This window comes from Candidatus Symbiopectobacterium sp. NZEC135 (assembly GCF_025962695.1).
The window spans coordinates 1-15,740 of sequence record NZ_JAGFPF010000015.1 but is presented as its reverse complement, the minus strand read 5'-3'; the positions used below and the strand labels follow the sequence as shown (position 1 = coordinate 15,740).

Below are 15,740 nucleotides of genomic sequence, written 5' to 3'. Positions count from 1 at the left end.
AACATAACAAACCCCGGCGCAAACCGGGGTTTACTGAAAACAGGTTGCCGCTTTACGCGCTGCGGCAACGATACCACCAAGGGTACGACCTGCAACGTCGCGGTCAAACCACGGCGTTGCAGGCGACGTTATTAGCCGTGGCGGCGTTCAAAATCCGCCATAAAAGCGGTCAACGCCTGCACACCGGCCAGCGGCATCGCGTTGTACAGAGACGCTCGCATCCCTCCCACTACACGGTGGCCTTTCAGCGCATGCAACCCAGCCGCTTTGGACTCTTCCAGGAACAGTTTATCCAGCGCGTCGTCACCGAGCAGGAACGGCACGTTCATGCGTGAGCGGTTGGCGGCCAGCACGTCATTGCGGTAGAAATCGCTGCTGTCGATAGCGCCATACAGGTGATCGGCTTTCTCGCGATTGCGTTTTTCCATTTCCACCAGGCCACCCTGCTCTTTCAGCCATTTAAATACCATGCCAGAAAGGTACCAGGCGAAGGTCGGCGGCGTGTTGTACATGGAGTCGTTGTCGGCCAGCGTTTTGTAATCCAGCACCGACGGCAGCACGCTGTTGGATTTACCCAGCAGGTCATCGCGTACAATCACCAAGGTTAACCCGGCAGGGCCAATGTTTTTCTGCGCGCCAGCATAAATCACGCCGAAACGGCTGACATCGATCGGACAGGACAGGATGCTGGAGGAGAAGTCAGCGACCACAATCTTATCACCAAAGTCAGGGGTTTCTTCAATGGCCAAACCATCAATGGTTTCATTCGGGCAGTAGTGCACAAAGGCTGCGTCGTCAGACAGCGCCCATTCACGCATCGGTTTGGCAGCGCGCAGGCCGTCAATGCGGGTTTTCACGTCGATAACGTTCGGTTTGCAGTATTTTTCCGCTTCGTTAATCGCACTGTGCGCCCAATAGCCGCCGTCGATATAGTCAGCTTTGGTGCTGTCACCCAGCAGGTTAAGCGGCACAGCAGCAAACTGTGCGCGTGCGCCCCCTTGGCAGAACAGCACTTTGTAGTTGGAGGGGATCTTTAACAGATCGCGCAGATCCTGCTCGGCTTCCGCCGCCACCTGCATAAATTCTTTACTGCGGTGGCTGATTTCCATTACGGATGTTCCCAGCCCACGCCAGTTACACAACTCTTGCTCAGCACGACGCAGCACTTCAACCGGCAGCATGGCTGGACCGGCGCTAAAATTGAAAACTTGTGTCATTTCCCCTCACCACGTGTTTAGTACGACTATTTTTAACGTTTTGTCTGTTTTACAGCGACTATTATGATTTTTTGCAACAACCATATTGGCTATTTGCAGCAGCCATCATGGTTTTTTGCAGCAACCGTCATCATTTGTTTTTATCACTGGCTCCTTCCCGCTGCAATCCTTATTACGCTTTCCCGTATAAAACCCGCACGGCGACGGCGTGGAGTTGTCCGTGAAAAGTCCGTATGATGCACGTCCCATAAAAGAGAAAAGTGACAATCATGAGCCAAACGTTCATCCCAGGCAAAGACGCCGCCCTGGAAGACTCCATCGCCCGTTTTCAACAACAACTCCGTGACCTGGGGTTCAACATCGAAGAAGCCTCCTGGCTGAACCCGGTGCCTAACGTCTGGTCCGTGCATATTCGCGACAAAGACTGCCCGCTATGTTTTACCAACGGCAAAGGCGCCAGCAAGAAAGCCGCTCTGGCCTCAGCCTTGGGTGAATATTTCGAGCGTCTTTCCACCAACTACTTCTTTGCCGATTTCTATCTGGGCAAATCAATTGCTAACGGTGATTTCGTACACTATCCGAACGAGCAGTGGTTCCCGCTGCCGGACGATGACAGCTTGCCGCCCGGAATTCTGGATGATCACCTGCGCGCCTTTTACGATCCTGAGAACGAATTAAGCGCCAGCATGCTGGTGGATCTGCAATCTGGCAACGACGAACGTGGCATCTGCGCCCTGCCGTTTACCCGTCAATCCGATGACACCACCGTCTATATCCCGATGAATATCATTGGTAACCTCTACGTTTCCAACGGGATGTCCGCAGGTAACACCGCCAATGAAGCGCGTGTGCAGGGTTTGTCTGAGGTGTTCGAACGCCACATCAAGAACCGTATTATTGCTGAAGCCATCAGCCTGCCAACCATCCCAGACAGCGTGTTGCAACGTTATCCGGGCGTGGTGGAGGCCATCGCCACGCTGGAAAAAGAAGGGTTCCCGATCCTTGCCTATGACGCCTCGCTGGGCGGTAATTATCCGGTGATCTGCGTGGTGCTGTTTAACCCCAGCAACGGCACCTGCTTCGCCTCTTTCGGTGCGCACCCGGATTTCGGCGTCGCGCTGGAGCGTACCGTCACCGAACTGCTGCAAGGACGCGGGTTGAAAGATCTCGATGTGTTTACCCCGCCGAGCTTCGACAATGATGATGTGGCGGATCATGCCAATCTGGAAACCCACTTTATCGATTCCAGCGGTTTGATCTCGTGGGACTTGTTTAAAACTGACGCGGATTATCCCTTTGTCGACTGGAGCTTTAAAGGCAGCACCGAGCAGGAGTTTGCTACCTTGATGGCGATTTTCCACAAAGAGCACAAAGAGGTGTACATCGCCGATTACGAGCACCTGTCTGTTTACGCGTGCCGCATTATCGTGCCGGGCATGTCCGACATTTATCCGGCAGACGATTTGCTGTTGGCAAACAACAATATGGGTGTGCATTTACGCGAGACTATTCTCTCCCTGCCCGGCAGCAAGTGGGAAAAACAGGCGTATCTCGATCTGATTACCCAGTTGGATGATGAAGGTTTCGATGACTTCACCCGCGTGCGCGAATTGTTGGGGCTGGCAACCGGCAAGGATAACGGCTGGCTCACGCTGCGCATCGGTGAATTAAAAGCGATGCTGGCACTGGCAGGCGGCGATCTGGAGCAGGCATTAATCTGGTCTGAATGGACGCAGGATTTCAACGGCTCCGTCTTCAGCCCATCGCGCAGCAACTACTACCGCTGTTTGCAGACGCTGTTGACGCTGGCATTGGACGAAGAGCGCGAGCCCTCACAGTATTACGATGCGTTTGTGAAAATGTACGGCAGCGACACCGTCGACGCCGCGAGCGCAGCGATTGCCGGTGAGCAGTGTTTCTACGGGCTGTTTGACGTCGATGACACCTTCTCCACATTGCCCGCACATCAATCGCTGCTGGCGGCTTACGAGAAACTGCAAGCGGCGAAGCGTCGTTTCTGGGGCTAATGCCGTCTCGCCCGTCCTCCCCGGTTAACGCCGGGGAGCATTCACACAGTAGTGATCTCTAGCGATAACCTTGCTTTTTTCGATCAATTTTCCAGCAACACACCAAATTTCATCATCCAATTATCTTATCGCTGCATAATTCGAATAATTCGGCATTTCGTAGAAAATGAAGAATATTGCACTTATTGTTATTAAATGGTGAATTTTTAATTAATTTGCAGCAACCCATAACACCGAAATGATACAAAAACGCATATCATTTAACTCTTTTTCACGGTATTCTACCCCCTACATTCAACTCTTTTTATAATTTTTAAAATATTTTTTCTTTAATAATTTCAATTACTTAATTAAACTTTGGTGTAGATCGCTGAGGGGTTTCACCCCACTAAATTTTCACGATATGATCCAAGTCAAATTTTGCTTTATACTGCTTTGTTAGTATTCCCTCGCGGATAAATCTTGGAGAACGTTAGTGTGAAAGCTGACAACCCCTTTACACTTTTACTACCAGCAGCCATGGCGAAAGTCGCTGAAGATGCTGGTGTCTATAAAGCTACGAAACAACCCCTGACTACGTTTTTTTTGGCGATTACTGCTGGTGTTTTTATTTCTATCGCCTTCGTTTTTTATATCACAGCCACAACCGGTTCCGCGTCTATGCCTTACGGCATGGCTAAACTGATTGGTGGGATTTGCTTCTCACTCGGCCTGATGCTGGTGGTTGTCTGCGGCGCTGACCTGTTTACCTCAACGGTATTAACAGTGATTGCCAAGGCAAGCGGCCGCATCACCTGGAAGCAACTGGCCTGCAACTGGTGTAACGTCTATGTGGGCAACCTGTTCGGCGCACTGTTTTTTGTCGCCCTGATCTGGTTTGCCGGTGAGCACATGGTCGCCAACGGTGCATGGGGCCTGAATGTCCTGCAAACCGCAGAGCACAAAGTGGAACACACTTTTGTTGAAGCGTTTTGCCTCGGGGTGCTGGCTAACCTGATGGTTTGTCTGGCGGTATGGATGAGCTACTCAGGCCGGACGCTGACAGACAAAATGTTCGCAATGATCCTGCCGGTGGGTATGTTCGTTGCCAGCGGCTTTGAGCACAGTATTGCTAATATGTTTATGATCCCCATGGGGATCGTTATCAAGAATTTCGCGGCGCCCGAATTTTGGGAAGCCATTGGCAAAGCGCCGTCCCACTTTGAGCACCTTACCCTCCACAACTTTATCGTGGACAACCTGATTCCTGTCACGCTTGGCAACATCGTCGGCGGCGGTTTTCTGGTAGGGTTAACATATTGGGTTATTTATTTGCGCGGTGGCGACAAACATTAATCTGTCGCCGACTGCAAATCGGGTTATGAATTCCAAACCAAAGGTAGGTGTAATATGACCGAACTGAATGAAAAATTGGCTAACGCGTGGGAAGGTTTTAGCGCGGGTGAATGGCAGAATGGCGTCAACGTACGTGACTTCATTCAGAAGAACTACGCACCGTATGAAGGTGACGAGTCCTTCCTGGCTGGCGCTACTCCGGCAACCACCAAGCTGTGGGATGCTGTTATGGAAGGTATCAAACAAGAAAACCGCACTCACGCGCCGGTTGACTTCGATACCAACGTTGCAGCCACCATCACCTCTCATGACGCCGGTTATATCGACCAGAGCCTGGAACAAATCGTTGGTCTGCAAACTGACGCGCCGTTGAAACGTGCGCTGATTCCGTTTGGCGGCATCAAAATGGTTGAAGGTTCCTGTAAGGTTTATGGCCGTGAACTGGATCCGCAACTGAAAAAAATCTTCACCGAATACCGCAAAACCCATAACCAGGGCGTATTCGATGTTTACACTCCGGATATCTTGCGCTGCCGTAAATCTGGCGTGCTGACCGGTCTGCCGGATGCTTATGGCCGTGGCCGTATCATCGGTGACTACCGTCGCGTTGCGCTGTACGGTATCGACTACCTGATGAAAGACAAATTCGCTCAGTTTACTTCTCTGCAATCCAAACTGGAAAACGGTGAAGACCTGGAAGCGACAATTCGTCTGCGTGAAGAGATTGCTGACCAGCATCATGCGCTGTCTCAGATCAAAGAAATGGCTGCCAAATACGGCTGCGATATCTCTGGTCCAGCGACCAATGCAAAAGAAGCCGTTCAATGGACTTACTTCGGCTACCTGGCTGCGGTTAAATCTCAGAACGGTGCTGCCATGTCCTTCGGTCGTGTATCCAGCTTCCTGGATATCTTCATCGAACGTGACCTGAAAGCCGGTAAAATCACTGAGCAAGATGCACAGGAACTGATCGACCACCTGGTGATGAAACTGCGTATGGTGCGCTTCCTGCGTACGCCTGAATACGATGAACTGTTCTCCGGTGACCCGATCTGGGCAACTGAATCCCTGGCCGGTATGGGCCTGGACGGTCGTACTCTGGTTACCAAAAACAGCTTCCGTTTCCTGAACACCCTGTACACCATGGGGCCGTCTCCGGAACCGAACATCACTATCCTGTGGTCTGAAAAACTGCCGCTGAACTTCAAAAAGTATGCAGCGAAAGTGTCCATCGATACCTCTTCTCTGCAATACGAGAACGACGATCTGATGCGTCCTGACTTCAACAGCGATGATTATGCTATCGCTTGTTGCGTTAGCCCGATGGTTATCGGTAAGCAAATGCAGTTCTTCGGTGCGCGTGCCAACCTGGCGAAAACCATGCTGTATGCTATTAACGGCGGCGTGGACGAAAAACTGAAGATGCAGGTTGGTCCGAAATCTGAACCGATCAAAGGCGATGTGCTGGACTTTGACGTGGTAATGGACCGTATGGACCATTTCATGGATTGGCTGGCCAAGCAGTATGTCACTGCATTGAACATCATCCACTACATGCACGACAAATACAGCTACGAAGCATCGCTGATGGCGCTGCACGATCGTGACGTGTTCCGTACCATGGCATGTGGTATCGCCGGTCTGTCCGTTGCTGCTGACTCCCTGTCTGCCATCAAATACGCGAAAGTTAAACCGATTCGTGATGCAGATGGCCTGGCCATCGACTTCGACATCGAAGGCGAATACCCGCAGTTCGGTAACAACGATCCGCGCGTTGATGACCTGGCGTGTGACCTGGTAGAACGTTTCATGAAGAAAATTCAGAAACTGACCACCTACCGTGGTGCTACCCCGACGCAGTCTGTTCTGACCATCACCTCTAACGTGGTATATGGTAAGAAAACCGGTAACACACCGGATGGCCGTCGCGCTGGTGCACCGTTCGGACCGGGTGCTAACCCGATGCACGGTCGTGACCAGAAAGGTGCCGTTGCCTCTCTGACTTCCGTTGCTAAACTGCCGTTCGCCTACGCGAAAGACGGTATTTCTTACACCTTCTCCATCGTACCTAACGCATTGGGTAAAGATGATGACGTGCGTAAGACCAACCTGGCGGGTCTGATGGACGGTTACTTCCACCACGAATCCAGCATCGAAGGTGGTCAACACCTGAACGTGAACGTGATGAACCGTGAAATGCTGTTGGATGCGATGGAACACCCGGAAAAATATCCGCAGTTGACCATCCGTGTTTCTGGTTATGCCGTGCGTTTCAACTCGCTGACCAAAGAACAGCAGCAAGACGTGATTACCCGTACTTTCACTCAGTCAATGTAATTTCCCTGACTGACTGAAAAGGCGTAAAATAAAGGCTCCACCCCGGTGGGGCCTTTTTCTCACCCCCGCACTGATAACCTGTTTTGCCAGCCCGCTCCTTACACCGTGGCGAGCTGGCAAAACAGATTCAACACGATATCGGCGAGACGGTTTTCCGTTCGTTTATTACACGTCCTACATGACGTCGGCATACCGTTGCATTTCCCCGTTCGTGTTAACACCGGCTGCTATTGAACGGCCACATTTGGAGAAATACTTGCAATGTCACTGATCGGTCGCATTCACTCCTATGAATCCTGCGGAACCGTAGATGGTCCCGGTATTCGTTTCATCGTTTTCTTTCAGGGATGCCTGATGCGCTGCCTGTATTGCCATAACCGCGATACCTGGGATACCCACGGCGGCAAGGAGATCGTGGTTGAGGATCTGATGAAAGAGGTGGTGACCTATCGCCACTTTATGAATGCCTCGGGCGGTGGTGTTACCGCATCGGGCGGCGAAGCCATTCTTCAGGCTGAATTCGTGCGCGACTGGTTCCGCGCCTGTCAGGCAGAAGGCATCAATACCTGCCTCGACACCAATGGTTTCGTGCGCCGCTACGATCCGGTGATTGATGAACTGTTGGATGTGACCGATCTGGTGATGCTCGATTTAAAACAGATGGATGACAGTATTCACCAGAATCTGGTGGGGGTTTCCAATCACCGTACGCTGGAATTCGCCCGCTATTTAGCCAAGCGCAATCAGCGCACCTGGATTCGCTACGTCGTCGTCCCCGGTTGGTCGGATGATGATGCCTCAGCGCACCTGCTGGGTGAATTCACCAAAGACATGACCAACATCGAGAAAATCGAATTACTGCCTTACCACGAGTTGGGCAAGCATAAATGGGTCGCTATGGGGGAAGAGTATAAGCTGGATGGTGTTAAACCGCCGAAAGCCGATACCATGAACCGCGTTCAGTCCATACTGCAAAGCTACGGGCATAAAGTGATTTACTGATGTCCTCCCCACGCGACCCATTTGGGAAGCGTGGGGCTCTATATTACGCCGCCAACGGTTTGGGGTGGCGATCGCTTTTCTTCAGCAGCATGACCAGATAAACCAACGATACCGCTGCAATCAGCACAAACAGCACGCGGTCAGAATAGGTTTGCATCAGCGCGGCAGCCATACTGGGCCCCACCAGACTGCCGACGGTGTAACTGAGCAACAATGACTGGTTCATCGCCACCAGTTCGTCATGACGCACCTTTTCGCACGCCCAGGACATGGCTACCGGATACAGTGTAAATCCCGCGCCGCCCAGTAAAAACAGCGCAGGCGCCATGACCAGATGTCCAACGCTCAGTAGTGCAACGCAGGCGACAATAACGGCAAACACCAACACGCGCAGCACCAGTAAGCGCCCATAGCGATCTGCCATGCGCCCCACTGGCCATTGACCGACAATACCGGCACCAATCAACAGCGCCATCCAATACCCCACGTCGGCATCGCTGGTGCCACTGTGGGAGAGATAAAGCGGCATCAACCCATACAGCGACCCCAGGATTACGCCGGAAATCACACAACCGTGGATGCCCAGACGCGCACTGCGTTTACGCAGCATTTTCCCCACATGAACCGGATGATCCGGCTGCACCAGACGCGGTAAACGGGTACACAGCAGCGGCAATACGGCAAGCACAATCAGCATGACCATCCAGGGAATAACACTCGCGACAGCGGTTGGCAGCAGGCCGACATAGATCTGGCCAACGACGCTACCCAGATAATAGGCCACCATATAAGCTGCCAGCAGTTGACCTCGGTGCGTGGATGAGCCGCTGCACAACAGCGCACTTTCCACCACAACCCATATCAGCGCACAACCTATGCCTGCGACAAAACGCCATACCAACCAGCTGATTACGTCCGTAGAAAACAGTAGCCCCAGCGTGGCCAAACCAAACAGTAAAGCGGCCAGATAGTAGCTGCGGTTAAACCCGTGACGGAGGATCAAGCGTCCTGCCAGCAATGTCCCCAGCAAGTTACCCGCAAAATAGGCTGACCCCACGACGCCCACCTGCCACACGGAGGCATGCTGATAGTTAAGCCATAACGGAACCAGCGTATTCAGTACAGCGATACAAACCGTAAGCAGCATAAGGCCGCAGAGCAATAACAGCACTGGGCGAGAAAAAGCAGACATAGTGGGCGTGGGTAACCAATACAACAAGGAAGTGTGTGCGCATCATGCCACTGCGCGTTTAAAAGTCAACGAGGGCAATCCCGGGCCGCACGTTTTGTGATACTGGGGTACCATAATACAAAAAGCGCCCCGGAAGGCGCTTTTGAAGACGGCAGAGCGACGGGTTTAACCGATGTACTCCAACCCGCTCATATAAGGACGCAGCACATCAGGAATGGCAATACGCCCGTCCGCCTGCTGATAGTTTTCCAGCACGGCAACCAGTGTACGCCCAACCGCCAGACCGGAACCGTTCAGCGTATGCACCAGACGCGTTTTCTTGTCGCTTTTGTTGCGGCAGCGCGCTTGCATGCGTCGAGCCTGGAAATCCCCCATGTTGGAGCAAGAAGAGATTTCACGGTAGGTGTTCTGCGCTGGCAGCCACACTTCCAGATCGTAGGTTTTGGTTGAGCCAAAGCCCATGTCACCAGTGCACAGCAGTACCTTGCGATAAGGCAGTTGCAGCAGTTGCAACACGGTTTCCGCATGGGTCGTCAATGTTTCCAGTGCATCCATGGAGTCTTCCGGGCGCACAATCTGCACCAACTCCACTTTGTCAAACTGGTGCATACGGATCAGACCACGGGTATCACGACCGTAGGAACCCGCTTCAGAACGGAAGCATGGGGTGTGCGCCGTCATTTTGATCGGCAGGGCATCTTCATCCAGAATTTCATCACGCACCAGATTGGTCAACGGCACTTCTGCCGTCGGGATCAGGGCATAATTGCTGCTTTCTGCTTCTTCATCCAACGGCTTGGTGTGAAACAGGTCTTCACCAAACTTTGGCAACTGGCCAGTACCGTACAGCGTGGCGTGGTTAACCAGATAAGGCACGTAGGCTTCCTGATAACCGTGCTGTTCGGTATGCAGATCCAGCATAAATTGTGACAGTGCGCGGTGCAGGCGAGCAATCTGCCCTTTCATGACAACGAAACGCGCACCGGTCAATTTAACACCAGCGGCAAAATCGACACCTTTCGCCAGTTCGCCTAAATCAACGTGATCGCGCACCGGGAAATCAAACTGACGCGGTTCACCCCAGCGGCTGATTTCCTGATTATCATGCTCATCTTTGCCCAACGGCACAGCGTCATCCGGCATATTCGGAATGGTCAACGCCAGTTCACGAATGGCATTTTGCAATGCATCCAGCTCGGCTTTGGCCGTATCCAGCTTTTCACCCAGGGTATTCACTTCGCGGCGCAACGGTTCGATATCTTCACCACGAGCTTTAGCCGCACCGATCTCTTTCGATCGGGAGTTACGCTCTGCTTGCAGACTTTCCGTTTCTACTTGTAGCACTTTGCGGCGTTCTTCTTGTTGACGCAGCGTGTCTACATCCAGTTTAAAACCTCTGCGAGCCAGTAGCTTTTCGGCAACTGCGTCTAGCTCATTACGCAGTAAATTGGGATCGAGCATGCTAATCCTGTTTTAATGTTTTTTGGTGAAATTTTACGTTGCGCAACACCCGTCGCGCGGCAGAAAAGAACCCTATAACCTTACCGCAACGCCTAGTTCAGCGGTAGCGTTTTGTCGGGCTATTTTGATCCTGTGCAGTCAGCCAGGCCAGCTTTTCACCAATTTTGGCTTCCAGACCGCGTGAGGTTGGCTGATAGTAGCGCGTTTGCGCCATCGCTTGCGGGAAATAGTCTTCACCCGCCGCGTAAGCATTAGGTTCATCATGGGCATAGCGGTATTCCGCACCCAGTCCCATCTCTTTCATCAGTTTGGTGGGCGCATTGCGCAAATGCTCCGGCACGTCGTAATCCGGTTTTTCTCTGGCATCCTGCATCGCCGCTTTAAACGCGGTGTAGACCGCATTACTCTTGGGGGCGCAGGCCAAATACACAATCGCCTGGGCAATAGCGCGTTCCCCTTCTGCCGGCCCCACGCGGGTGAAACAATCCCAGGCGGCAATAGCCACCTGCATTCCCCGCGGATCGGCATTGCCCACATCTTCAGAGGCTATCGCCAACAGACGACGTGCAACATACAGCGGATCGCCACCGGCAGTAATGATACGCGCATACCAGTACAGTGCGGCATCCGGTGCGGAACCTCGCACCGATTTATGCAATGCAGAAATGAGGTCATAGTAGCGGTCGCCTTTGTTATCAAAGCGCGCACTACGTTCGCCCGACACTTCGTGCAGTAATTCAGGTGTCAGCACGCGGTTGCCCTGCGCATCCACCTCGGCCATATCCGCCATCATTTCCAGGCTGTTCAACGCGCGTCGCGCATCGCCATTCACCAGCTCCGCTAGCAACCGCTGCGTTTCTGGCGGCAATACGATGTTCTGCCCGCCAAACCCTCGTGCGGTATCGGTCATCGCCTGCTGTAACACCTGTTCGATATCTTCTGCGGTGAGTGCCTTCAATAAATAGACGCGCGCACGCGACAGCAGCGCCGAATTAAGCTCAAACGACGGGTTTTCGGTGGTCGCGCCAATGAAGGTGATGGTGCCGTCTTCGATGTGTGGCAGAAAAGCATCCTGCTGACTCTTGTTGAAGCGATGCACTTCATCCACGAACAGGATGGTACGTCGCCCGGCATCGCGGTTCTGCCGCGCACGCTCTATCGCTTCGCGAATCTCTTTGATGCCAGAGGTGACGGCAGAGATTCGCTCCACGTCGGCGTGTCCATAGCGACCGATCAGTTCTGCCAGCGTGGTTTTTCCGGTACCGGGCGGCCCCCATAGAATCATGGAGTGTAACTGCCCCGCCTCTATCGCTCGCGGCAAGGGCTTACCGGCGCCAAGCAGATGCTGTTGACCGATATATTGCGCCAACATAGCGGGCCGCATACGGGCGGCCAGAGGCTGAAAACTATTATCCGAAAAATCCAGCGACAGGTTACTCACGATGGCCTCACTGGCGTTGATCGTCCAGCGTCACGCCTTTCGGCGGCGTAAAGGTAAACTTGCTGCTATCCACAGCGCCGTTTTGCTGGTTTTGCAGGGTATAGCTGCTGCGCTGCCCATCCTGCTCCGTCGCGACAAAGCTCTTGATGGTGCCGCTGGCATTGACGTTAATCGCAAACTGTTTCAGGTTGCCCTTGGCGGCCTTCGGCGTTAACTCAAAGTCATCCCCTTGCTGACGCACGTTATACTGGCCCCATTCGCTGGCATCATTACGCGTGATAAGCATAAAGGGGGTATTACCCGTAGCTTCCTTCAGCCAGGTTGCTGTCACCTGTTCAACGAACGGGTTATAGAACCACAGCGTTTTACCATCGGAGATCAGCACGCTTTCATCCGGCGCGGTAGTCTTCCAGTTGAACAGATTCGGTCGCTTCAGCCAAAGCTCACCCTGACCTTCCTGCACCGCAGTCCCTTCAGCGCTAGTGACTTTCTGGGTGAACGTCGCGTGGAAGCTGTTCACTTTATTCAGTCGGCTCTGTAAATCGCTCGCCGCATCGGCATAAACCGCGCTGGACGTCATCCCGGCGATCAGCACGCCTGCCACTAAGCCTGTTCTCATTATTTACATCCTTTGCTGTCGATTCAAAAGACCGCCATCGCGGTCTGACTATCGTACTTTGCGTCTGTTGTACTGCACGCCATACTGCTCGCCGTGCTACCCATAACTATTGCCAGAGAATCACGCGATACGGTAGACGAATTGTCTGTAAATGGCATCAGTCCATGGGCGGCGGAGCCAACACATCTCGGTTGCCATTATGCCCCGGTGCGCTAACGATGCCTTGCATTTCCATCTGTTCCACAATGCGCGCGGCACGATTGTAGCCGATGCGGAATTGGCGTTGCACGCCAGAAATGGACGCTCGCCGTTTTTCCACAACAAAGGCCACGGCCTGATCGAACAGCGGATCCAATTCTTCATCACCGCCAAATTCCAGATTACCGCCTTCACCGTCATCGCTGGCACTGGTGATATTGTCAATGTACTGTGGACGCCCGCGTGCTTTCCAGTCCAGCACCACGGCATGCACTTCCTGGTCCCGAACGAACGCACCGTGCACGCGTACCGGAATCGAGGAGTTTGGCGCCATATACAACATATCCCCCATCCCCAGCAGCGATTCAGCGCCGCCCTGATCGAGAATGGTACGTGAATCAATCTTGCTCGACACGGTAAAGGCGATGCGCGTCGGGATATTGGCCTTGATAAGGCCGGTGATAACATCCACAGAAGGCCGCTGCGTCGCCAGCACCAGATGGATACCGGCTGCGCGCGCTTTCTGCGCCAGACGAGCAATCAGCTCTTCAACCTTTTTGCCAACCGCCATCATCAGATCGGCAAATTCATCCACCATCACCACGATAAAAGGTAATTTTTCCAGCACCGGCGGTGTGGTATCCATACTGTCGCTGGGTTTCCAGAACGGGTCAGGGATCGGACGCCCCATCGCTTCCGCCGCTTTCACCCGCTCGTTATAGCCTTCCAGATTACGCACGCCCAATGCCGACATCAGCTTATAGCGACGATCCATTTCACCAACGCACCAACGCAGCGCATTCGCCGCATCTTTCATGTCGGTGACCACTTCGGTCAGCAGATGCGGAATGCCTTCATAGACCGACAGCTCCAGCATTTTGGGGTCGATCATGATAAAGCGCACGTCTTGCGGCGTCGCCTTATACAGCATGCTGATGATCATGGTGTTCACGCCGACAGATTTACCCGATCCGGTCGTCCCTGCCACCAGCAAGTGCGGCATACGCGCCAGATCGGCCACCACCGGCTGACCCGCAATGTCTTTGCCCAGCACCACAGCCAGCGGTGACGGGTTATCACGGAACGCCTTGCAATCGAGCACTTCGCGCAGATAAACGGTGTGGCGGAGTTTATTCGGCAGTTCGAGACCGACATAAGGTTTACCGGGGATCACTTCCACCACGCGCACCGCGACAACCGACAGCGAGCGCGCCAGGTCACGAGAAAGATTGGAAATGCGCGCGGCTTTCACGCCGGGAGCCAAATCCAGCTCAAAACGGGTGATCACCGGCCCTGCATCGTAGCCCACTACGCTGGCGGTAACACGATAATCCGCCAGACGCGCTTCAATCAGACGCGCGGTCTGCTCAAGCTCGAAATGGTCTACCGGCACTTCACTTTCCGGCGGTGCCGTGAGCAGTTCCAACGTCGGCAACGGCGTGGTTGGCTTTTGCAGCGGCTGATCGTTACGCATCAGGAACGGGTGAATCAGGCTATCCATCAATGAGGGCGCAGCATCACTTTCTGGTTCATCATCATACGCAGAATCCTCGTCATGTTGAGGCTCCTCTACCGGATGTGCGTGCGTTACAGGGGTATCATTGTCATCCGTTGCCGCATGCCATGTGGGCGATGGAGGTGCAGAGGCAGGCTCCGGTTCAGCCACATCGGCTGGCGACAAGGTAAACATAGGCGCTTTGGGGGACTCATCCACCAAATCGTCAAACGGCGAGAAAGAAAAGGCAGGCTCATTCGCATCGGCATCCGTAGCAACACCGGCGATGAATGCCGCCGCGACACTGGCTGGGACCACTGCTTTTGTGCCTACGGGTTCGACGGCTGGCGTTGCGCTCGGGGTTTCTGGTTGCGCACTGATGTCATAACGCGCCTGTTGCTGCTGAGCAAACGCCTGCGCCAACTGCGCCTGCAACAACGCCTCTTCATCCTGCTCGCGTTCGGCATAGTCCTCGCCGTAGCGCTGCTCTTGTTGCTCCAGATAAGCCTGACGCAGGGCAGCCTCTTGTGCGGCGTCGTCAACGTCAGCATCGTCTGGGGCCCCCAGGTCGATCGTTTCAGGCTGGGACTGTGCCTGACGTTGCGCTTCTCGTTCTTGCTCTTCAGCCTGACGCTGTGACGGCAACTTGATACCATACGACGCCAGTTCACGCCGGGTAGGAATGCGCACCGGGTTTGGACGCGGTAATTCCGGGCCCATGCCTTGTTTCACCTGAGGGTTATCCTCCCCAGCGGCCGTAAAGGCCGGCATAAAGGGCACGGCATCGCTAGGCGTTGGCATGGTGGAGGCCACTGCAGGTGCTCCCAGAGCATGAATAGAACCCAACGGTGGCGTGCGATCGCGATCGGGTACCGTCGCCGGCGAAAAGACGGGTAACGCGGTATTTTCCTGCACAGCAGCCTGCGGCAACTCAAACGCGTAAAGCGGAGGCAGTGAACCCTGCTCGTTGCTGTCGTAACTGCCGGCCGTTGCTGACATAGCCGGATTGAATGCCCTGGGCGAAACCGCTGGGTTTGTGACCGTATCAACCGCAGCCGATTGCTGCACCGGTGCGAGAGGGGTCGTAGCGTCAGCAGCACGTAGCGTACTGTTTTGCGCTGTTTCATCAGCGGCGCGCTCACGTGCAGCAGGTGCTAGCAATATATCATCCGTATCCACGTCTTCGGCTATTGCCTCAGCGGACGCGGTTAGCGTATCAGGTTGTTCACCCTCGCGATCCATATCGTCGTGTAAATCGTCCTCTTCATCACGGTAGTTATCTTCTGCTCGTGAACGGTTGGAGAAGAACGTCAGACAACCTAATACCGCCCCGCCGATTTTTTCCGCAATGGTCAACCATGACCAACCGGTAAACAGCGTCAAGCCCGCCGCCCAGACGCAGAGCAGAATCAGCGT

General features: G+C 53.8%; 10 protein-coding genes. 4 read left to right on the top strand and 6 right to left on the bottom strand.

Going from position 1 to position 15,740, the window contains the following annotated elements; translation table 11 throughout:
* Window positions 1-131: 131 nt before the first annotated feature.
* A complete protein-coding gene (serC, locus tag J5224_RS10215; RefSeq protein ID WP_264625273.1) occupies window positions 132-1,217 on the bottom strand; it encodes a 3-phosphoserine/phosphohydroxythreonine transaminase in 1,086 nt (361 codons plus the stop codon).
* A 269-nt stretch (window positions 1,218-1,486) separates the two neighbouring features.
* On the opposite strand from serC, the gene ycaO reads away from it, so the two are divergent.
* From ycaO to pflA, 4 genes are all read left to right on the top strand, one after another.
* Complete coding sequence (gene ycaO / locus J5224_RS10210; RefSeq protein WP_264625272.1) at window positions 1,487-3,244, top strand: 30S ribosomal protein S12 methylthiotransferase accessory factor YcaO; 1,758 nt, start codon at window positions 1,487-1,489, stop codon at window positions 3,242-3,244.
* A 477-nt stretch (window positions 3,245-3,721) separates the two neighbouring features.
* Window positions 3,722-4,579: a formate transporter FocA gene (gene focA, locus J5224_RS10205; protein WP_264625321.1), complete on the top strand. Its 858-nt coding sequence runs from the start codon at window positions 3,722-3,724 to the stop codon at window positions 4,577-4,579.
* A gap of 54 nt (window positions 4,580-4,633) precedes the next feature.
* Window positions 4,634-6,916 (top strand): formate C-acetyltransferase, encoded by a 2,283-nt coding sequence (pflB, locus tag J5224_RS10200; protein ID WP_264625271.1) that lies wholly within the window; start codon window positions 4,634-4,636, stop codon window positions 6,914-6,916.
* Window positions 6,917-7,177: 261 nt separating this feature from the next.
* Window positions 7,178-7,918: a pyruvate formate lyase 1-activating protein gene (pflA, locus tag J5224_RS10195; protein WP_264625270.1), complete on the top strand. Its 741-nt coding sequence runs from the start codon at window positions 7,178-7,180 to the stop codon at window positions 7,916-7,918.
* A 43-nt stretch (window positions 7,919-7,961) separates the two neighbouring features.
* On the opposite strand, the gene J5224_RS10190 is transcribed toward pflA, so the two are convergent.
* From J5224_RS10190 to J5224_RS10170, 5 genes are all read right to left on the bottom strand, one after another.
* Entirely contained in the window at window positions 7,962-9,110 is a 1,149-nt protein-coding gene (locus J5224_RS10190) for an MFS transporter (protein WP_264625269.1), read from the bottom strand.
* A 165-nt stretch (window positions 9,111-9,275) separates the two neighbouring features.
* Window positions 9,276-10,571: a serine--tRNA ligase gene (gene serS / locus J5224_RS10185; protein ID WP_264625268.1), complete on the bottom strand. Its 1,296-nt coding sequence runs from the start codon at window positions 10,569-10,571 to the stop codon at window positions 9,276-9,278.
* Between the two features lie 97 nt (window positions 10,572-10,668).
* A complete protein-coding gene (locus J5224_RS10180; RefSeq protein ID WP_264625267.1) occupies window positions 10,669-12,012 on the bottom strand; it encodes a replication-associated recombination protein A in 1,344 nt (447 codons plus the stop codon).
* Window positions 12,013-12,019: 7 nt separating this feature from the next.
* Complete coding sequence (lolA, locus tag J5224_RS10175) at window positions 12,020-12,631, bottom strand: outer membrane lipoprotein chaperone LolA (protein ID WP_222157312.1); 612 nt, start codon at window positions 12,629-12,631, stop codon at window positions 12,020-12,022.
* A gap of 157 nt (window positions 12,632-12,788) precedes the next feature.
* On the bottom strand, window positions 12,789-15,740 hold a 2,952-nt coding region (locus J5224_RS10170), incomplete at its 5' end, for a DNA translocase FtsK (RefSeq protein WP_319802428.1).

Bases quoted from the DNA above. Each gene is read 5' to 3' on its own strand.
- serC (WP_264625273.1), bottom strand. From the start codon at position 1,217: ATGACACAAGTTTTCAATTTTAGCGCCGGTCCAGCCATGCTGCCGGTT.
- ycaO (WP_264625272.1), top strand. From the start codon at position 1,487: ATGAGCCAAACGTTCATCCCAGGCAAAGACGCCGCCCTGGAAGACTCC.
- lolA (WP_222157312.1), bottom strand. From the start codon at position 12,631: ATGAGAACAGGCTTAGTGGCAGGCGTGCTGATCGCCGGGATGACGTCC.
- pflA (WP_264625270.1), top strand. From the start codon at position 7,178: ATGTCACTGATCGGTCGCATTCACTCCTATGAATCCTGCGGAACCGTA.
- J5224_RS10190 (WP_264625269.1), bottom strand. From the start codon at position 9,110: ATGTCTGCTTTTTCTCGCCCAGTGCTGTTATTGCTCTGCGGCCTTATG.
- pflB (WP_264625271.1), top strand. From the start codon at position 4,634: ATGACCGAACTGAATGAAAAATTGGCTAACGCGTGGGAAGGTTTTAGC.
- serS (WP_264625268.1), bottom strand. From the start codon at position 10,571: ATGCTCGATCCCAATTTACTGCGTAATGAGCTAGACGCAGTTGCCGAA.